Raw genomic sequence first — 19,493 nt, 5'->3', positions numbered from 1 at the left:
ACGCCCGCGCTGCGCATGATCGGCGATTTGAAGGGCCAGGTTGCGATCGTGACCGGATCGACCTCAGGCATCGGCCTTGCCCTGGCGCGGGCCGTGGCGGCGGGCGGCGGCGACGTCGTCCTGAACGGCCTGGGCGATCCGGCCGAGATCGAACGCACGCGCGCCGACCTGGAGGCCTCGTCCGGGGTTCGCGTCCGATACCACCCCGCCGACATGACGCGCGGCGAAGAGATCGCGGACATGGTCGCCTTCGCCCAGGGCGAACTCGGCCGCCTGGATATCCTGGTCAACAACGCCGGCATCCAGCACGTCGAATCGGTCGAGAAATTCCCCACCGACCAGTGGGAGAAGATCATCGCCATCAACCTGTCTTCGGCCTTCTACGCCACCCGCGCCGCGATCCCGATCATGAAGGCGCAAGGGCGCGGCCGGATCGTCAACATGGCCTCTGCCCACGGGCTGGTCGCCAGTCCGTTCAAGTCCGCCTATGTGGCCGCAAAGCATGGCGTCATCGGCTTCACCAAGACGGTGGCGCTGGAACTGGCGCGGGACAACATCACCTGCAACGCCATCTGCCCCGGCTTCGTCGAGACGCCGATCGTGACGAAACAGATCGCGGACCAGGCCCGCACCCGCAACATGACCGAGGAGCAGGTGCTGACCGACGTCATTCTGGCCGCACAGCCGACCAAACGATTCGTGACCACGGACGAACTGACCGGGATATTCCTCTATCTGGTCAGTGATCTCGGCGCCTCGGCGAATGGCGCCAGCTTCTCCATCGACGGCGGTTGGACCGCTCAATAATTTCAGACTGGGGCGACCATGGCGATCTTCAAACGCAAGACCGCCCAACCGGCGGAAGATCTGCCCGCTCCCACAGGCCGTCGCCCCGTCTGTCTCGCGCTTCAGGGCGGCGGCGCGCACGGCGCCTTTCAGTGGGGCGTGCTCGACCGACTGCTGAAAGACGACCGGCTGGATGTCCGCGCGGTGTCCGGCGTCTCGGCCGGGGCCATGAACGGCGCGGCCCTTGTGTCCGGCCTCGCGATAGGTGACGCCCGTGCGGCGCTGGACAAGCTGTGGCGCGAGGTGAACCAGTCCGGTGGTCGAAACGTCTTTGGCGACAGCGCCATGTGGAACGCCGCCCAGCCGCCCGACTGGATCAAGGACAACCCCTTCTGGCGCGCCGGCGAAACGCTGGCGATGTCCATGAGCCCCTATGAATTCAATCCGCTGAACCACAATCCTCTAAATCGAGTTCTGAAGGCGGCCGTCGATTTCGGCGCGGTCCAGGCCTCGGACATTCGGCTGTTCGTCGCCGCCACCGCCGTCCGCCAAGGCAAGACCCGGCTTTTCGAGACGCACGAGATCAATGCCGATGTCCTGATGGCCTCCGCCTGCCTGCCCCATCTGTTCCAGGCGGTCGAGATCGACGGCGAGCTCTATTGGGACGGCGGCTATCTGACCAATCCGCCGCTCTGGCCGCTGACCGGCGAGGATACACCGGATGACGTGCTGCTGGTGACGCTGAACCCCCTGGCGCGCGACGAGACGCCCCGCAGCGCCGGCGACATCGTGGATCGGCTGAACGAGATCGTCTTCAACGCGCCGCTGGTCGCCGAACTGCGCGCCATCGCCCTGGCCGGCGAGCTGATCGCCCAAGGCCAGCTGAAGGGCGGCGGATCAGGCCCCTATCGCCACGTCCGCCTGCACGCCATTGAAGCGGACGGCTGGCTATCGGACCTGTCGCTGCGGTCAAAGTTCAATACCGAATGGGGCTTCCTCAACGACCTGAAAGCGCGAGGTCGCGCCGCCGCGGACGACTGGCTCACGACCTGCTTGCCCAGCGTCGGCCGTCAGTCCAGCGTCGATCTCCAGGCCCGGTTCGGCTAACCGACGAAGCCTGCGGCTCGACTCAGCCGATCATTGATGGCCTCGCCCAATCCGGTCATCGGGATCGGCGAAATGGCGATTCCGACTGGATGCGTCCGGTCCGCCTCGCGCAACAGCCGAAACAGATTGGCCGCCGCCTCTCGCAGGTCGCCAGACGAACTCAAACTCCAACGCGGATCACCAACGCCGGGGCCGAACCCCAGCAGGACTTCGCCGCTCTTTGCCTCATCTGCCTCGATCCTGACTGGAGCGTCCGGCGCGTAGTGCAGAGCCAACCGCCCAGGCGACCGATGCCCTTCTCCGCTGTCCGCCAGCGGGCCGACGAGCGCCTCGATCTCGGCCCGGGTGACGGCGCCCGGCCGCAGCAGGGCGACACGTCCGTCCAGCACAGACAGGACCGTGCTCTCCAAGCCGACTTGGCAAGAACCGCCATCGACGGCGGCGGCGACCGCGAAGCCCGTTTCGTCCACCGCATCGGCGAATGTCGTCGGGCTGGGTCGGCCAGAGCGATTGGCCGACGGCGCCACGACGGGACCGCCGAACGCGGCCAGCACCTCCCTCGCCATCGGATGGGCGGGCACGCGGATCGCCACGCTGTCCAACCCGGCGCGCGCCAGATCGCAGACGCGCGTAGCGTCCCGAACCGGCGTTACCAGCGTCAACGGACCCGGCCAGAAGGCCTCGGCCAGGGCACGTGCCGCCGGACCGAATGCTCCGATGACCGCCGCCGCATCCGTATCGATGACGTGGGAAATAAGCGGGTTGAACCTAGGTCTTCCCTTGGCGGCAAAGATAGCCGCGACCGCCTGGGCATTGCCCGCATCGGCGCCGAGCCCATAGACCGTCTCGGTCGGCATCAGGATCAGATCGCCGTTCGCCAACGCCTGCGCCGCCTGATCCGGGGTCTCGCTCACGGCCGGCGGGGGATGATCGGGATCATCCGGTGCAGCACATTGTCCCGGTCGATGAACTGATGCTTCAGCGCCGCAAGAACATGCAGGGCGATCAGGACGTAGAGGCCCTTCACCACCAGCTCATGCAGACCCATCAGGCTGCGCGCCGCATCGCGTCCGCCGCCGATGGGCAGCAGCGGCCAGGAAAACAGGCCGAACCATTCGATTGCTCTACCGCCCGCCGAAGACGCCAGCCAGCCGGTCATGGGAATGACGATCAGCGCCAGATAGAACAACACATGGCTGACGCGCGCCGCGATCCGCTGCCACCGCGGCAGACCGGACGGCAGAGGGATGGCCGGATGGGCCAGACGCCAGCCGATCCGCGCCAGGGTCAACGTCAGGATCGTCAGGCCCAGCGACTTGTGCAGCATCACGAACTGGCCGGAGATCGGCCCTTCCGTATTCTCATGCGCCGTGATCAGCAGCACCTGGATCAGGACGGCCAGGGCGATGCCCCAGTGAAACAGCAGGGAAACGGTCGAATATCGATTGCGGGGCTCGCCCATGTCTTCCCTTCCGTGACGGCACTACGTCACCTTGTACCTAGATGGGGCGCGTCGCCAAGACGCTTGCAGCGACCGGCCCCGACGCGGCACTTAGGCCGCAACGACGATTGAGGAAACCCATGACCTACCGCGCCCCCGTTCGAGACCTGGCCTTCACCCTGGAGGCGGTGGCCGGCATGGCCGATGTGGCGGCGACCGGAGCCTTTCCCGACTATGATGCCGATGTCGCTTTGGCCGTGCTGGAAGCGGCGGGCCAGTTTTCGGAAGAGGTGCTGGCGCCGTTGAACCGGATCGGCGACCAGAAGGGTTCGACCTACGCCAACGGCTCGGTCACCGCCGCGCCGGGCTTCGCCGACGCCTATCGCCAGTTTGCGGCTGGGGGATGGACCGGCCTGTCCGCCTCGACCGAAGCCGGCGGTCAGGCCCTGCCCAAGGCGCTTGAACTCGCGGCTTACGAGACCGTCCATGCCGCCAACATGGCCTTCGGCCTTTGCCCCATGCTGTCCCTGGCCTCCATCGAGGCGCTGGAGCAGGTCGGAACCCAAGAGCAGAAGGCCAAATATCTGACCAAGCTGGTCAGCGGCGAATGGACCGGGGCCATGGTGCTGACCGAGCCCGGCGCAGGCTCCGATCTGGGCTCTCTGATCACTACAGCGACGCCAAACGGCGACGGCACCTACGCCCTGAACGGCCAGAAGATCTACATCACCTGGGGCGATCACGACGCTACCGACAATATCGTGCATCTGGTGCTGGCCCGTCTGCCCGATGCGCCCAAGGGCCCCAAGGGCATCAGCCTGTTCCTTACGCCCAAGTTCGCGGTCAATGACGACGGGGCCCTGGGGGACCGCAACGCCTTCCGCCCGGTCGGGGTCGAGCACAAGCTGGGCATCCACGCCTCCCCCACCTGCGTCATGAGCTATGAAGGCGCGACCGCCGAACTGGTCGGTCAGCCGAACCAGGGCCTGGCCCATATGTTCGTGATGATGAACGCCGCCCGCCTGGCCGTCGGCGTCGAGGGCGTCGGCATCGCCGAACGCGCGTATCAGCACGCCCTCGCCTATGCGCTGGACCGCCGTCAGGGCCGTTCGGTCTGGACCGGCGAAGCCAACGCCCCGATCTTCGACCATCCCGACGTGCGTCGCATGCTGAGCGTGATGAAGGCCAAGATTTCGGCTGCCCGCGCCATCTGTCTGTCCACAGGCGTCGCCGCCGATCTGGCGAAACACGCCGGGACCGAAGAGGAGCGTCGACGCTGGAAGGGCCGCGAGGACCTGTTCACCCCCATCGCCAAGGCCTGGTCCACCGATGTCGGCTGCGAGGTCGCCTCGATGGGCATCCAGATCCACGGCGGCATGGGCTTCATCGAGGAGACCGGCGCGGCCCAATACTATCGCGACGCGCGCATCGCTCCGATCTACGAGGGCACCAACGGCATCCAGGCGATGGACCTGGTCGGGCGTAAGTTGTCGATGGACGGCGGCGAATCGGCCAAGGCTCTGATTGCGGACATGAAGGCCACCCTGATCGATCTCGCCGCCCTTTACAGCGGCAAGCCGGTCGAACGGTTTGCGACGGCCATCGAGGCGGTTCAGGACGCCACCCTTTGGTTGCTGGATCAGAAGGCCGATCCGAATGCAGCGGCCGACGTGCTGGCGGCGGCCGACGCCTATCTGAAGCTGCTGGGCGACGTCGTCGGCGGCTGGATGCTGGCCAAGGGCGCGCTGGCGGCCAAGGCGAAGCTGGATGCGCAGGACGGCGATCCGGCCTGGCTGCAAGGCAAGCTGGACCTCTACGAAGTCTATGCCGCCAATTTGCTGGGCCATGTCTCCAGCCGACTGGCGGCCATCGGCCAAGGGGGCGAATTGCTGCAACGGATGACGGTGGACGCCTTGGCGGGCTAGGCGTTGGGGCGTTTCTTCATTTGACGTTCGACGCCCGCCGCGCCCAAACTTCGCCTTCGGCTATCAAGGGGAGCGACCGATGAATCGTCGGCAACTGATCATGTCCACCGCTGCGACGGCGCTTGCCGCCTCGGCCTCCCCCGCGCTCGCTCGCCAGTCCACCGGATCTCCCATGCCTCAACCGCCCGTCGCCAAGAAAATCCCTGTCGTCATCGAGCAGCTGGGCCGCACCAGGACCGACGACTATCAGTGGATGAAGGACGACAACTGGCAGGCCGTGCTGCGCGACCCGACCCTGATCAAGGCCGAGGTCAAGGAGCATCTGACGGCCGAGAACGCCTATCGCGAGGCCATGATGGCCTCCACCCTGCCTCTGCAGCAGACGATGTTTGCGGAGATGCGCGGTCGCATCAAGGAAGACGACAGCTCCGTCCCCGCGCCGGACGGAGGCTGGAACTACTACGTCGAATACCAGACAGGCGATCAGCATCCGCGCTACATGCGCGTAGAGCGCCAGGGCACATGGATGGCGGATGGTCAGCCGGTGACAAAGAACTTCGTCATGGCCCCCACGCCCCAACTGCTGCTGGACGCCAACGAACTGGCCAAGGGCAAGGCCTATTCGGAAGTCTCGGCCGCGAGCCACAGCCCGGATCATACCCTGTTCGCCTATTCAGAGGATGCGCAGGGTTCGGAAGTCCACAAGATCTACGTCAAGGATCTGGCGACCGGCGAGGTCCTGCCCGACGTGATCGACAGCGCCACCGGCGACTTCGTCTTCTCGCCCGACAGCCAGTGGATCTTCTGGACCAATCGCGACGACAACGGCCGCCCCGACAAGATCTTCCGTCGTGCGGCGCGCGGCGGCGAAACCACCCTGGTCTATGAAGAGGCCGACGACGGCATGTTCATCGGCGTCGGACGCACGGCCGACGACCAGTTCATCGTCATCGGCATCCAGAACCAGGAAACGTCGGAAGCCCGCTACATCCCCGCCGCAACGCCGACGGCCGAACCCGTGGTGCTGGAGCCGCGCGTGGTCGCCATTCGCTATGACGCCGATCACTGGGGCGACCGCTGGGTGATCCGCACCAATGCCGACGAAGCCATCGACTTCAAGATCGTCCAGGCCCCGACGGCGACGCCGTCCAAGGCGAACTGGACCGACCTCGTCCCCCACACGCCCGGTCGCTTCATCGAAGGCCTGGACCTGACGAACGATCACCTGGCGCGCCAGGAACGCGCCGACGCCAACACCCGCATCATCATTCGCGACCGCGCCGGCGAGGAGCACGAGATCGCCGTCGACGAACCTGCCTTCGCCCTGTCGCTGGCCGGCGCATCCGAGTTCGAGACGACGACCACCCGCTACGCCTACAACTCGCCGTCAACTCCGACCCAGACCTTCGACTACGACATGGCGACGCGCGAGCGGACCCTGCGCAAGACGCAGGAGATCCCATCGGGCCACAATATCGCGGACTATGTGGTCGATCGGCTGAACGCCCCCGCCTCGGACGGACAGTTGGTGCCGGTCACTGTGCTGCGCCGCAAATCCACCCCGGTGGATGGCTCCGCGCCCCTGCTGCTCTACGGCTACGGCTCCTACGGCATCCCCATGCCCGCCAGCTTCTCGACCAACCGACTTTCGCTGGTGGATCGCGGCTGGATCTACGCCATCGCCCACATTCGTGGCGGGTCCGACAAGGGCTGGGGCTGGTTCCTCGACGCGAGGAAGATGACGAAGAAGAACACCTTCACCGACTTCATCGCCGCCGCCGAACATCTGATCGGTCGCAAATACGCCGCGGCCGGAAACATCGTGGCCCAGGGCGGATCGGCCGGCGGCCTGCTGATGGGCGCGGTCAACAACATGCGTCCTGACCTGTGGGCCGGCATCATCGGCCAGGTGCCGTTCGTCGATGTGATCAACACCATGAGCGACACCTCCCTGCCGCTGACGCCGCCGGAATGGCCAGAGTGGGGCAATCCTATCGAAGACCCGGCCGCCTACGATTACATGATGAGCTACAGCCCCTATGATCAGGTCGAGCCCAAGGCCTATCCGGCGGTGCTGGCCACAGGCGGCCTGTCCGATCCGCGCGTCACCTATTGGGAGCCGGAGAAGTGGGTCGCCAAGCTGCGGCCCGCCACGACCTCGGGCAAGCCGGTGCTGCTGAAGATCAATATGGAAGCGGGGCACGGCGGCGCCGCCGGCCGGTTCGACTATTTGAAGGAGGTCGCTCACGACTACGCCTTCGCGGTATGGGCCATCGACAAGGGCTGGGAGAAGGCGTGAGCGCACCGACGGTTCGCGACGCCCGTCCCGACGACATCGCCGCGATAACGGCCATCTATGCCGAGAGCGTCGCCAATGGTCGCGGCACCTTCGAGCTGGAGGCGCCTGACGAGATCGAAATGGCGTCCCGGCTGGCCGGGGTCGAAGCTCTGGGCCTGCCGCGACTTGTGGTCGAGATCGACGGTGAAGTGGCCGGTTACGCCTATGCCGGGCCTTTTCGTACCCGTCAGGCCTATCGTTACATGGTCGAGGACTCGATCTATGTGGCGCCCTGGGCCAGGGGACGCGGCGTCGCCGGCGCCCTGCTCGATGTGCTGATCGCGCGCTGCGATGCGATGGGGCTTCGTCAGATGGTGGCGGTGATCGGCGATTCCGAGAACACGGGGTCCATCGCCCTGCATCGCACGCGCGGCTTCACCGACGCCGGCGTGTTCAAGGCGGCAGGATGGAAGCATGACGACTGGCGCGATGTCGTCTTCATGCAGCGAGCGCTGGGCCAAGGGGGGGCGGTCGCACCCGACGCCCCGGGCCTGCCGCTGGTGGACAAGAAGCCGACCCGTTGACGCATTGCGACGCATCGCCCCGACGCCTATCCTGACGCAGTGAAGATCCTTCAATCCCTGTTGCTGCTGATCAGCGCCCTGGCGGTGCTGGCGCTCGGCACGGTCGGCGCGTCCGCGTCGCCTGCCGCCGCTGCGCCCTGTCATGAAACAGGCCAGCCCATGCCGGGTGAGGCCCCCAGTCACGCCCCCAAGGCCATGAAGGCGATGATCTGCTGCGTCGCCTGCGTGGCGACGCCGACATTGGACCCCGCGCCCCTGTCCGGATTGAAGGTCTCGCCCGCGCGTCTCGCCGCCGGACTGATCGACATGCCCGCTGGTCGGCTTCTGTCGCCCGAACCCGGCCCACCCCGCCTCCTGATCGTCTGACACCGCTCGCGCCTTACGAGGGCGCAATCCGTCACGATCATTAAAGGAGGCCTTGAGTGGCTATCCGTATTCTCGCCAGCGCCTGCGCCGGCGTTTCCTTGCTCGCCCTGGCTCAAGCTACGGCGGCGCAGGATCACTCCCAGCACGCTCAACCAACCACGACCGCACCGTCGGCGGACCCGCACGCCGGCCACGACATGCCCATGCCGATGTCAGATGCGACGCCCGTTGATCACGCCAGCATGGATCATCCGATGACCAGCCCCTATGGCCCCTGGCCCATGAGCCGCGACGCCTCGGGCACCGGCTGGCAACCCGACGCCGGTGAACATGGCGGCATCCATACCGTCCGGGGCGACTGGATGGTGATGACCCATGCCATGCTCAACCTGGTCTATGACACCCAGTCCGGCCCGCGCGGCGGCGACAAGACCTTCGTCGCCGGGATGTTGATGACCTCGGCGCGGCGCGACTTCAACGACGGTTCGACGCTGAACCTGCGCGCCATGCTCAGCCCCGACCCGTTGATGGGCAAGTCCGGCTATCCGCTGCTGCTGGCGGCGGGCGAGACGGCGGACGGGATCAGTCCCCTGGTCGATCGCCAGCATCCGCACGACCTCTTCATGGAACTGTCGGCCAGCTATTCGAAGCGTCTGTCCGACAAGAACAGCGTCTATGGCTACATCGGCCTGCCGGGCGAACCCGCCTTCGGTCCGCCCGCCTTCATGCACCGGATGAGCGCGATGGACAGTCCCGAGGCGCCGATCACCCATCACTGGCTGGACTCGACCCATATCGTCTTCGGCGTGACCACCCTGGGCTGGGCGCGTGATCGGTTCAAGATCGAGACCTCGGCCTTCAAGGGACGCGAACCGGACGAGGAACGTTGGGGCATCGATTCGCCACGGCTGGACAGCTGGTCCGTGCGGGCCGCCTGGAACCCGACCGACGAATGGTCGCTCCAGGCCTCCTACGCCGATGTCTCCGCACCGGAACAGCTGGAGCCGGACGAGGACGAGACCAAATGGTCGGCCAGCGCCATCCATACCCGGCGACTGGGCGAGACCGGCTGGTGGTCCTCGACCCTGGCCTGGGGCCGCAAGACCAACGATCACGACGAATCGAAAGACGGCTGGCTGCTGGAATCCGCCGTCCACCCGAACGACCGCTGGACGGTCTTCGCCCGCGCCGAACGGATCGAGACGGATGAACTGGTTCCCGGCGTCGGCGGCGGTCACGGTCCACTCTACACGGTCGGCAAGGCGTCGGTCGGCGTGGTGCGGGACTGGCGGATCGCCGAACACGTCCGGTTCGGCCTCGGCGGCCTCTATGCGATGAACCGTGTGCCGACGGCGCTGGAGCCGCTTTACGGCGGCGATCCCGACGGGGCGATGATCTTCATGCGGCTGAAGATCGACTGACGGCTCAGGCCCGTCCGGCATCGGCCGGGCGGGCCGACGGGTCGCCCATTTGCCGCACGGCTTCGTAGCCGAGCAGGGCCACGCCGACGATGAGCACCAGCCCGCCGGCGATCAGCACCAGGCGGAAATGCCTGTGCAGGTGATAGAGCAACTCGCCGATCATCGACGGCCCACCGCATCTCGGATCGTGCCAATTCGATCCATTCCGCGCAGTCTACTGCAAAACGCGGACCCGATGGAGTCCCTGAACAGCGTTCCGTCAGACGAGGCGGCTCTGGACCACGGCAGCGCCGATGAAGCTGGCGAACAGCGGGTGAGGCGCGAACGGCCGGCTCTTTAGCTCGGGGTGATACTGGACGCCGATGAACCAGGGATGGTCAGGGCGCTCCACCGTCTCGGGCAGGACGCCGTCAGGCGACAGGCCGGCGAAGACCAGGCCGGCCTTTTGCTCGATCGCTTCGCGATAGTTGATATTGACCTCGTAGCGGTGGCGGTGACGCTCGCTGATGGCGGTGGAACCGTAGATTTCCGCGATCTTGGATCCTGCCGTCAGGGTCGAGTCATAGGCGCCCAGACGCATGGTCCCGCCCAGATCGCCGCCCTGCTGGCGCAGGACGCGCTGATTGCCCTGGGTCCATTCGGTCATCAGGCCCACGACCGGCTCGGCGGTCGGGCCGAACTCGGTGGACGAGGCCTTGGGATAGCCGGCCAGGTTCCGCGCCGCCTCGATCACCGCCATCTGCATGCCGAAGCAGATGCCGAAATAGGGAATGTTGCGTTCTCGGGCGAACCGCGCCGCTTCGATCTTGCCTTCCGAGCCGCGCTCGCCGAATCCGCCCGGCACCAGAACGGCGTGGGCGCCCTGCAGCCGCTGTTCGCAGGCCTCGGGGTCGCCTTCGAAGGTGTCGGCCTCGACCCAGTCGATGTTGACCTTCACGTTATTGGCCACCCCTCCGTGATGGAGGGCTTCGATCAATGACTTATAGGCGTCCTTGAGAACAGTATATTTGCCGACCACGGCGATGGTGACTTCGCCGTCCGGCTGCAGGCGGCGCCGCGCGATCTCCTGCCACATCGTCAGGTCGGGCTCGGGCGCGTCGTCGATGCCGAAATGGGCCAGAACTTCGCGGTCCAGACCTTCGCGGTGGTAATCCAGCGGCACGGCGTAGATGTCGGCCGAGTCCATCGCCTGGATGACGCCGCTTTCGCGCACATTGCAGAACAGACCGATCTTGCGTTTCTCCTCGGCCGGGATCGGGAACTCGCAACGGCACAGCAGGATATCCGGCTGAATGCCGATGGAGCGCAGTTCCTTGACCGAGTGCTGGGTCGGCTTGGTCTTCATCTCGCCGGCGGTCTTGATGAAGGGCAGCAGCGTCAGGTGGACGAAGCACGACTGGCCGCGCGGCAGGTCCTGCCCCAGCTGACGAATGGCTTCGAAGAAGGGCAGACCCTCGATGTCGCCGACCGTGCCCCCGATCTCGACCAAGACGAAATCGACCTCCTCGCCCTCGTCGGTCAGGGCCGGGGTCAGGCAGAAGGATTTGATCTGGTCGGTGACGTGCGGAATGACCTGCACGGTCGCGCCCAGATAGTCGCCACGCCGTTCCTTCTCCAGGATGGTCGAATAGATCCGGCCCGTGGTGATATTGTCGGACTTGGCCGCCGACACCCCGGTGAACCGCTCGTAGTGGCCCAGGTCCAGGTCGGTCTCGGCGCCGTCGTCGGTCACGAAGACCTCGCCGTGCTGATACGGGCTCATCGTGCCCGGATCGACGTTCAGATAGGGGTCGAGCTTGCGCAGGCGGACCTTGTAGCCGCGCGCCTGCAGAAGAGCGCCGAGAGCGGCGGAGGCGAGGCCTTTTCCTAGCGAGGAAACCACGCCGCCGGTGATGAACACATAGCGAGCCATGGGCGGACACCTTACTCCATGATTCGCGAACGGCGCATCGCCCGCTGCGAATCGAACTGTTGATCAAAAGAAGAAAGCGCGCCCTGCGGCGCGCTTTCGGAAAGTCGGGTCTTTGGCCTGACCCTTACTGGGCGGGCTGCTGGGCCGGCGGCGCCGTCGTCGCCGACGGCAGGCTGGCTTCCAGATCGTCCAGCGACGGAGCCGTCGGCTGCGCCGGAGCGGCGGGCTGTTGCTGAGCGGGCGCCTGCTGCTGCGTCTGAGGCGTGGTGGCCAGCGAGCCGACGGCGTCGGCGTCGATCACCGAGACCGAAGCGCGATCCATGTTGCCGACGACGGTCAGGACGATGGTCAGGCCGAACAGCAGGAAGGCCAGGATCCAGGTCACCTTCGTCAGAAGGTTGCCTGCGCCGCGCGCCGTCATGAAGCCCGACGGTCCGCCGCCCATCCCCAGGGCGCCGCCCTCGGAACGTTGAAGCAGCACCACGCCCGTCAGGGACACGGCGATGATGATGATGGCGACGAGCAGGATGGTCTGGAGCATGGCGTCATTCATGTGGGCGCGGATCTGCGCCGATCAAGCGGCGGCCTCTATCATCGAAGCCGTTCCGGAGCAAACGTCAGGCGGCCGCTTTGACGATGGGCATGAAATCTTCGGCCTTCAGCGACGCCCCGCCGACCAGGGCGCCGCCGACTTCCGGCGTGGCCAGAATGTCCCGGGCGTTTTCGGGCTTCACCGAGCCGCCGTACAGGATTGGCGCGGTTCGCGCGCTCTCGCCCAACCGCTTGACCATGGCCGCACGGATGGCGGCGTGGACCTCGGCGATCTGTTGCAGCGTCGGCGTCAGACCGGTCCCGATGGCCCATACCGGCTCATAGGCCACGGCGAAGTCGCGCTCGGTCAGGCCCGTCGGCAAGGAACCCTCGACCTGTGCGGAAACCACAGCGATGGCCTCGCCCGCCTCGCGTTGCTCCAGCGTTTCGCCGACGCAGACGATGGGCTCCAGCCCCGCAGCGATGGCGGCCTCGACCTTGGCGGCGACGTCGGCATCGGTCTCGCCAAAGGCCGCGCGGCGTTCCGAATGCCCAAGAATCACGACGGCCGCACCCGCATCGGCCAGCATTTCCGCCGATACCGAGCCGGTGAAGGCGCCGACCTGCTTCTCGTGGCAGTCCTGACCGCCCACGGCGACGCCGCTGCCCGCCAGCGCCGCACGCATCCGGTCGATCAGGGTGGCAGGCGGGCACAGGACGACCCTGGGCCCCTGCCCCGCTGCGCTGACGGCGTCCCTTATCAATTCAGCCTGCGCCAGGGCGGCCGACAAGCCGTTCATCTTCCAATTGCCGACGATCAACTTCACGGATTGTTTCATGGCCGCCTCTCTAGAAGGCGAAAACCCCGAAGCCAAGGGGCCCCGCCGCAATCCGAACATGATGCCGTCCTTGCAGCAGCGTGCCCGGCCCGACTATACGCGACCACTGACGCCAACATCGGCCCCAATCTCGGCCAGTCTCGGGTTTTCGAATGCTCACCGCCTTCCGCGCCTTCTCTCGATCCAAATGGGCGGCCGCCCTCCTTGTCCTGATCGCGATCAGTTTCGTGATCGTCGGCGCGCGGATGGACGTGTTCTCGAACCTGGGTCCCAAGCACGTCATCGATGCGGGCGACCGTTCGATGAGCGAGGTGGAGTTCCGCACGGCCTTCGATCAGGTGCGTGAACGCCTGCAGCAGCAGGTCGGCCGTCCTTTGACCAACGAAGAATTGGTCGCAGAGAACATCCACACCCGATTCCTGACCGAGCAGACCCAGCAGCTGGGCTTCCTGAACTGGGCCTGGAAGGCGGGCATCCGTCCCGGCAAGGAACTGATCGTCAAGCAGATCCGCCAGATCCCGGCCTTCTTCAACTCGGTCACCGGCCAGTTCGACCAACAGGCCTATGAGGCCGCCCTGGCCCAGCAGAACCTGACCCCGGCCATGCTGGAACAGGATCTGCGCGACCAATACGTCACCGAACATTTCGGCGCCGCCGTCTTCGCCGGCGCCCGCGTGCCACGCATCTATGGCGCGCTGCTGGCCGGCTCGGCCTTCGAAAGCCGCGACGGTCGCTGGTTCGAGGTCACGTCTGCAATGGCGGGTCAGGTCCCTGCCCCGACCGACGCCCAGCTGAACGCCTTCATCCAGGAAAACGCCGAGCGCCTGCGTGCGCCGGAGTTCCGCATGGTGTCCGTCGTCCTGTTCACGCCTGAAGCCTCGGCCGCGACGCCGATCACGGACGACCGCATCCGCGAGCGTTTCGAGTTCAAGAAGGACACTCTGGGCAAGCCCGAGACCCGCACCTTCGTCACCTTGACGGCGCCCAACCGCGAAACGGCCCAGAAGATCGCCGCCGCCCTCCGCGCCGGCCAGTCGCCGGCCGACGTCGGTCGCGCCAACAACGTCACGCCCGCTACCTTCGACGCCACGCCCCGGTCGGCCATCGGCGACGCCGCGACGGCCGGCGCCGTCTTCGGCCTGCAAGCCAACCAGGTTTCCGACCCGGTTCAGGCCGGCGTAGGCTTCGCCGTAGCCAAGGTCACCGCCATCCAGCCTGCAGCGCCTGCGACGCTGGAGAGCGCACGTGAAGAACTGGTCCAGGAACTGCGCGCCGAAGACGTGAAGACCCAGACCTACGCCAAGGTCGAGAAATACGAAGCCGCTCGCACGGCCGGCAAGAACCTGGCCGACGCCGCCCGCGATGCCGGCGGACGCGTGGTCGATCTGCCGCCCTTCACCCGCGACGGCAAGCTGCCGAACGGAGAGGCGCTGAACGCCCCGCCGCAAATCTTCGAGACGGCCTGGGGGCTGACCAAGGGCGGCGAAAGCGACGTGATCGACGCCGGCCAGGGCCAGTATTTCGCCGTGCGCGTCAACGACATCCGTCCGTCGGCCCTGCCGACCCTGGCCGAGGTGCGCGAGCCCCTGACGGCCCAATGGATACAGCGCGAGACGATGCGTCGTCTTTCGACCAAGGCGGAAGAACTGACTACCCGCGTCCGCAACGGCGAGGACATCGCCGCCGTCGCCCGCTCGGTCAATGCGCCCTTGACGGTCCGCACCGGCGTCGTCCGCAACCAGGCGACGCAGGACTCGCTGGGTCAGGGCGTGCTGCAAGGTCTGTTCGGCCAGTCCAAGGGTCAGGCCTTCTCGCAACCCGCGTCGCAGACCGCCTACGTCGTCGGTCGCGTGGACAATGTCCTTGCCGCCAATCCCGCCGTCGCAGGGCCGCTGGCAGAACAGGTTCGTCCGCGCCTGACGCAGGAACTGGTCCAGGCCATGGTCGAGACGTCCTTCGCCGCCGGCGCCCAGCGCTCCAAGGCCAAGAACGACCCGGTTCAGGCCCGTTCGGCCCTGGGCCTGTCGGCCGACGCGACGCCCGCAGCCCCGGCGCAATGACCGAGGCTGCGTCTGGGCAAGCCGACTTCGCCGCCTTCGACGCCGGCCTATCGGCCGGTCGGCCGCAGGTGTTGGTGCGCCGGATCATCGACGACCTGGAAACGCCAGTCTCGGCCTATCTGAAACTGGGTCGCCACCGCCCCTACGCATGTCTGCTGGAATCGGTAGAAGGCGGTGCGGTCAAGGGACGGTATTCGATCCTGACGCTGGACCCAGACGTCGTCTGGCGCTGTCGTTCGAACGCGGCGGAACTGTCGCGCGGGCCGGACATCGCCGAGGGCCGGTTCACGGCTGAAGCCCTGCCCACCCTGCAATCTCTGCGCGCCCTGATCGCCGCGTCGAAGTTCGACCTGCCCGATGGCCTGCCGCCCATGGCCGCCGGCCTGTTCGGCGTCTTCGGCTACGACATGGTGCGCCTGTTGGAGCCGCTGGGCGCGCCCAACCCCGATCCGTTGGATCTGCCGGACGCTGTTCTGACCCGGCCGTCGCTGGTCGCCATCTTTGATTCCGTGCGTCACGAAATCGTTCTGGTCTCCGCCGCCTATCCCGACGCCGGCATCGCCCCGCGCGAGGCCTTCGACACCGCCGTGGCGCGACTGGATGCGTTCGAGACCGCGCTGCGCGAGCCCCTGCCCGTCCGCGCCGCGCCGCAGGAAACGCCGGCGCCGACCTTCACCTCACCCGTGGACGAAGCCGCGTTCGGCGAAATGGTCGCCAAGGCCAAGGACTACATCGGCGCGGGCGACATCTTCCAGGTCGTGCTCAGCCACCGGTTTTCGGCGCCCTGGACCGAGGATCCGTTCGCCTTCTACCGCTCCCTGCGTCGCCAGAACCCCTCGCCCTATCTGTTCTATCTGAACTTCGAGGGCTTCCAGCTGGCCGGTTCCAGCCCCGAGATTCTGGTTCGGCTGAAGGACGGCGAGGTCACCATCCGCCCGCTTGCCGGCACCCGCATGCGGGGCGCGACGCCCGAGGCCGACAAGGCGCTGGAAGTCGAACTGCTGGCCGATCCCAAGGAACGCGCCGAACATCTGATGCTGCTTGACCTGGGCCGCAACGATGTCGGTCGGGTCGCCGCACCCGGCACGGTCGAGGTGACCGAGAGCTTCGTCGTCGAACGCTATAGCCAGGTCATGCACATCGTCTCCAACGTGCGCGGCAAGGCTGATCCGAAGCTGGACGCCGTCGACACCCTGCTGGCGGCCCTTCCTGCCGGCACACTGTCGGGCGCGCCCAAGGTGCGGGCGATGGAGGTCATCGACGAGTTGGAGAGCGAGAAGCGCGGCGTCGGTTACGGCGGCGGCGTCGGCTATATCTCGGCTGGCGGCGAGGCGGACATCTGCATCACCCTGCGCACCGCCCTGTTCGCCGACGACCGGATTTTCGTCCAGGCCGGCGCCGGCGTTGTCGCCGACAGCGATCCTGCGGCCGAATACGCCGAAACCAAGCACAAGGCCCGCGCGCCGATGCGGGCCGCAGACGACGCCTGGCGCTTTCGCACCGGCAATCGTTAGCGCGTAACGGTCATCGTCGGATCGTCGAAGTGAACGCCAGGGCCGACGATGACGACGCCCGCCATCAGCACGGCCGCCGTCGCGGCGAATGCAGCGGCGCCGAGGGCGGCGACCGGGTTGGGCTTCGTCTCGACCACGACCAGCTTCGCCTTGGCGGCGGCGATCTTGGCGGCGATATCTTTTTCAGCGGCGAGTTTCACAGCCGCATTTATGTCCGGGTCGGGTTAAAATGCGCTTTACCGCCGCGCCCGCTTGGCGCGGACGCCCGTCGAGCCTAGAAGCCAAGCCATGATCCTCGTCGTCGATAACTACGACAGCTTCACCTACAACCTCGTCCACTACCTCGCGGAGTTGGGCGCGCCGACGCATGTGGTGCGCAACGACGACCTGACAGTGGACGAGGCGTGGGCGCTGAACCCCGCTGCCGTCCTGCTTTCGCCCGGCCCGTGTGCGCCGGATCAAGCGGGCATCTGTTTGCCGCTGATCGAGACCGCTCCGGCGTCGATGCCGATCCTGGGCGTCTGCCTGGGCCATCAGGCGATCGGCCAGGCCTTCGGCGGCGACGTGATCCGCGCCAAGACGCTGATGCACGGCAAGACCTCGCCGATCCTGCACGAGGGCAAGAGCGTCTTCGCCGGTCTGCCGTCGCCCTTCATCGCCACCCGCTATCATTCGCTGGCCGTGAAGCGCGAGAGCCTGCCCGACTGTCTGGAGGTCACATCCTGGACCGCCGATGGCGAGATCATGGGCCTGCAGCATCGCACCCGCCCGATCCACGGCGTGCAGTTCCATCCGGAATCCATCGCCACCGAACACGGTCACGACATGCTGGCCAACTTCCTGGATATCGCCGGCGTGAAGCGCCTCGCGGCCGCCTGACGGTGGGGGACGGATTCAAGCCGATCCTCGCCCGACTGGTCGAGGGCCATCCCCTGACATCGCAACAGGCGCACGACTTCTTCGCCGCCTGCCTGCGCGGCGAGCCGACCCCGTCGCAAGTCGCCGCCGCCGTCACCGCCATGCGGATGCGCGGCGAGACGGTGGATGAGATCGCCGCCTTCGCCGGCGCCATGCGTGAGGCGGCGCTGACGCTGGATCATCCCTACGAGGTGATCGACACCTGCGGCACCGGCGGCGACGGTCAGCACACCTACAACATCTCCACGGCCGCCGCCCTCGTTCTGGCCGGCGCGGGCCTGAAGGTCGCCAAGCACGGCAACCGAGCTATGTCATCGAAATCAGGGTCTTCCGACGTTCTGTCGATCCTTGGCGTGAACCTGATGGCGGATCAGGCCCAGCAGAGGAAGGCGCTGGACGAGGCCGGCATCTGCTTCCTGTTCGCCCCCGCCTACCACGGGGCCATGCGCCATGTCGGGCCCGTCCGGGCCGAGATCGGTTTCCGCACCGTTTTCAATCTTTTGGGGCCACTTTCAAACCCGGCGTCTGCGAAGCGCCAAGTCATGGGCGTCTATGATCCCCGCCTGCTGGAGCCCTTGGCCGAGGTGCTGGGCCGCCTTGGCACGACCCGGGCCTGGACGGTGCACGGACAGGGCCTGGACGAACTGGCGACCGCTGGATCGACCGAAGTCGCGGAATGGAAGGACGGCGCGGTTCGCCGTTTCCAAGTCACGCCCGAGGACGCCGGCCTGCCCCGCGCCTCCATCGAAGACATCCGAGGCGGCGACGCCGAGGAGAACGCCGTCGCCCTGCGCGCCCTGCTGGCGGGCGCGGCCGGTCCCTACCGCGACATCGTGCTGCTGAACGCCGCCGCCGCTCTCGTGGTATCGGACCGGGCGACCGACCTTGCCCAAGGCGCTGTCCTCGCCGCCGCCGCCATTGACGACGGCCGGGCTGCCCAGGCGCTGGAGCGTCTGGCCCGCATCACCTCCACGCCGCTGGAAAGCCAAGACCCCGCATGACCGACGTTCTGGACCATATCGCCGCCTACAAGCGCCAAGACGTCGCCGCCCGCATGGCCGCGACCTCACAGGACGCGATCGAGGCGCTGGCCCGCACCGCTTCGGCTCCGCGTGGTTTCCGCGCCGCCCTAGAGCGTGTGGTAGAAGAGACCGGCCGTCCGGCTCTGATCGCCGAAATCAAGAAGGCCAGTCCCTCCAAGGGGCTGATCCGTCCCGACTTCGACCCGCCGGCCCTGGCGCGTGCTTATCAGGCGGGCGGCGCGGCATGCCTGTCGGTCTTGACCGATGGACCCAGTTTCCAAGGCGATGACGCCTATCTGGGCCAGGCCCGCGAGGCAGTGGCCCTGCCCTGCCTGCGCAAGGATTTCCTGGTCGATCCCTGGCAGGTCGCTGAGAGCCGCGCCCTGGGCGCCGACTGCATCCTGATCATCCTGGCCATGGTCGATGATCGGCTGGCTGCGGAACTGCTGTCCGAAACCGAGCGCTTCGGCATGGACGCCCTGATCGAAACGCACGACGAGGAAGAGATGGCCCGCGCCTGTGCGCTGGGCGGCGATCTGGTCGGGGTCAATAATCGGTCGCTGCGCACCTTCGAGGTCGACCTGGAAGTGACCGAGCGCCTCTCGATGCTCAGCCCTGTCCGCGCCCTGCTGGTCGCCGAAAGCGGCATCTTCACGCCTGAGGACGTCGAGCGCGTCTCGGCCGCCCATGCCCAGGCCATTCTGGTCGGCGAGAGCCTGATGCGACAAGCCGATGTCGAGGCGGCGACGCGGCAACTGCTGGCGGCCTGATCGCCTTCCTCGCGTCACG

Annotated in this window: 19 protein-coding genes; 12 read left to right on the top strand and 7 right to left on the bottom strand. The window is 66.8% G+C overall.

The window, feature by feature from the left end:
* Positions 1–15 precede the first annotated feature (15 nt).
* Together ACP69V_RS07040 and ACP69V_RS07035 are read left to right on the top strand one after the other, a co-directional pair.
* Positions 16–807 carry a 3-hydroxybutyrate dehydrogenase gene (locus ACP69V_RS07040; protein ID WP_409718055.1) on the top strand — a complete coding sequence of 264 codons (792 nt, stop codon included), beginning with the start codon at positions 16–18 and terminating at the stop codon, positions 805–807.
* Positions 808–825: 18 nt separating this feature from the next.
* Positions 826–1,893, top strand: coding sequence for a patatin-like phospholipase family protein (locus ACP69V_RS07035; RefSeq protein WP_426023230.1), 1,068 nt, complete (start codon positions 826–828; stop codon positions 1,891–1,893).
* On the opposite strand, the gene ACP69V_RS07030 is transcribed toward ACP69V_RS07035, so the two are convergent.
* Entirely contained in the window at positions 1,890–2,807 is a 918-nt protein-coding gene (locus tag ACP69V_RS07030) for an L-threonylcarbamoyladenylate synthase (RefSeq protein ID WP_426023229.1), read from the bottom strand. The genes ACP69V_RS07035 and ACP69V_RS07030 overlap by 4 nt on opposite strands.
* Positions 2,804–3,355, bottom strand: coding sequence for a cytochrome b (locus ACP69V_RS07025; RefSeq protein WP_346495265.1), 552 nt, complete (start codon positions 3,353–3,355; stop codon positions 2,804–2,806). The genes ACP69V_RS07030 and ACP69V_RS07025 overlap by 4 nt, the downstream gene beginning before the upstream one ends.
* 119 nt (positions 3,356–3,474) lie before the next feature.
* On the opposite strand from ACP69V_RS07025, the gene ACP69V_RS07020 reads away from it, so the two are divergent.
* The 5 genes from ACP69V_RS07020 (at position 3,475) to ACP69V_RS07000 (ending at position 9,908) form a co-directional block, all read left to right on the top strand.
* Complete coding sequence (locus ACP69V_RS07020) at positions 3,475–5,259, top strand: acyl-CoA dehydrogenase (RefSeq protein WP_426023228.1); 1,785 nt, start codon at positions 3,475–3,477, stop codon at positions 5,257–5,259.
* A gap of 79 nt (positions 5,260–5,338) precedes the next feature.
* Positions 5,339–7,558, top strand: a complete 2,220-nt coding sequence (locus ACP69V_RS07015; RefSeq protein ID WP_426023227.1) for a S9 family peptidase — start codon at positions 5,339–5,341, stop codon at positions 7,556–7,558.
* The gene (locus ACP69V_RS07010; protein ID WP_426023226.1) at positions 7,555–8,121 is read left to right on the top strand and encodes a GNAT family N-acetyltransferase; all 567 of its coding nucleotides are present in this window, start codon (positions 7,555–7,557) and stop codon (positions 8,119–8,121) included. Before ACP69V_RS07015 ends, ACP69V_RS07010 begins: the two co-directional genes overlap by 4 nt.
* Positions 8,122–8,160: 39 nt before the next feature.
* Positions 8,161–8,487, top strand: coding sequence for a hypothetical protein (locus ACP69V_RS07005; RefSeq protein ID WP_426023225.1), 327 nt, complete (start codon positions 8,161–8,163; stop codon positions 8,485–8,487).
* A 56-nt stretch (positions 8,488–8,543) separates the two neighbouring features.
* Positions 8,544–9,908, top strand: coding sequence for a hypothetical protein (locus ACP69V_RS07000; RefSeq protein ID WP_426023224.1), 1,365 nt, complete (start codon positions 8,544–8,546; stop codon positions 9,906–9,908).
* A gap of 4 nt (positions 9,909–9,912) precedes the next feature.
* On the opposite strand, the gene ACP69V_RS06995 is transcribed toward ACP69V_RS07000, so the two are convergent.
* From ACP69V_RS06995 to tpiA, 4 genes are all read right to left on the bottom strand, one after another.
* Positions 9,913–10,071, bottom strand: a complete 159-nt coding sequence (locus ACP69V_RS06995; protein WP_426023223.1) for a hypothetical protein — start codon at positions 10,069–10,071, stop codon at positions 9,913–9,915.
* 96 nt (positions 10,072–10,167) lie between these two features.
* The gene (locus tag ACP69V_RS06990) at positions 10,168–11,820 is read right to left on the bottom strand and encodes a CTP synthase (protein ID WP_426023222.1); all 1,653 of its coding nucleotides are present in this window, start codon (positions 11,818–11,820) and stop codon (positions 10,168–10,170) included.
* A gap of 124 nt (positions 11,821–11,944) precedes the next feature.
* Positions 11,945–12,373, bottom strand: a complete 429-nt coding sequence (gene secG, locus ACP69V_RS06985; protein WP_426023221.1) for a preprotein translocase subunit SecG — start codon at positions 12,371–12,373, stop codon at positions 11,945–11,947.
* Positions 12,374–12,437: 64 nt separating this feature from the next.
* Positions 12,438–13,190, bottom strand: coding sequence for a triose-phosphate isomerase (gene tpiA, locus ACP69V_RS06980; RefSeq protein ID WP_426023220.1), 753 nt, complete (start codon positions 13,188–13,190; stop codon positions 12,438–12,440).
* Positions 13,191–13,342: 152 nt separating this feature from the next.
* Between tpiA and ACP69V_RS06975 the strand changes: the two genes are divergently transcribed.
* Together ACP69V_RS06975 and trpE are read left to right on the top strand one after the other, a co-directional pair.
* Positions 13,343–15,250, top strand: coding sequence for a SurA N-terminal domain-containing protein (locus tag ACP69V_RS06975; RefSeq protein ID WP_426023219.1), 1,908 nt, complete (start codon positions 13,343–13,345; stop codon positions 15,248–15,250).
* Positions 15,247–16,764, top strand: a complete 1,518-nt coding sequence (gene trpE / locus ACP69V_RS06970) for an anthranilate synthase component I (RefSeq protein ID WP_426023218.1) — start codon at positions 15,247–15,249, stop codon at positions 16,762–16,764. The genes ACP69V_RS06975 and trpE overlap by 4 nt, the downstream gene beginning before the upstream one ends.
* Here trpE and ACP69V_RS06965 read toward each other — a convergent pair.
* Positions 16,761–16,964 (bottom strand): peptidoglycan-binding protein, encoded by a 204-nt coding sequence (locus ACP69V_RS06965; RefSeq protein ID WP_425983967.1) that lies wholly within the window; start codon positions 16,962–16,964, stop codon positions 16,761–16,763. The two genes, trpE and ACP69V_RS06965, sit on opposite strands and share 4 nt — an antisense overlap.
* 88 nt (positions 16,965–17,052) lie before the next feature.
* Between ACP69V_RS06965 and ACP69V_RS06960 the strand changes: the two genes are divergently transcribed.
* From ACP69V_RS06960 to trpC, 3 genes are read left to right on the top strand one after another with little or no spacing between them, the layout of a single operon-like run.
* The gene (locus ACP69V_RS06960; protein ID WP_426023217.1) at positions 17,053–17,643 is read left to right on the top strand and encodes an anthranilate synthase component II; all 591 of its coding nucleotides are present in this window, start codon (positions 17,053–17,055) and stop codon (positions 17,641–17,643) included.
* A 2-nt stretch (positions 17,644–17,645) separates the two neighbouring features.
* Entirely contained in the window at positions 17,646–18,683 is a 1,038-nt protein-coding gene (trpD, locus tag ACP69V_RS06955) for an anthranilate phosphoribosyltransferase (protein ID WP_426023216.1), read from the top strand.
* Positions 18,680–19,474: an indole-3-glycerol phosphate synthase TrpC gene (gene trpC / locus ACP69V_RS06950; RefSeq protein WP_426023215.1), complete on the top strand. Its 795-nt coding sequence runs from the start codon at positions 18,680–18,682 to the stop codon at positions 19,472–19,474. The genes trpD and trpC overlap by 4 nt, the downstream gene beginning before the upstream one ends.
* Positions 19,475–19,493 lie beyond the last annotated feature (19 nt).

It is taken from the genome of Brevundimonas sp. PWP3-1b1, assembly GCF_049896065.1.
Taxonomy (GTDB): domain Bacteria; phylum Pseudomonadota; class Alphaproteobacteria; order Caulobacterales; family Caulobacteraceae; genus Brevundimonas; species Brevundimonas intermedia_B.
This window is presented reverse-complemented; position numbering and strand designations above follow the sequence as displayed.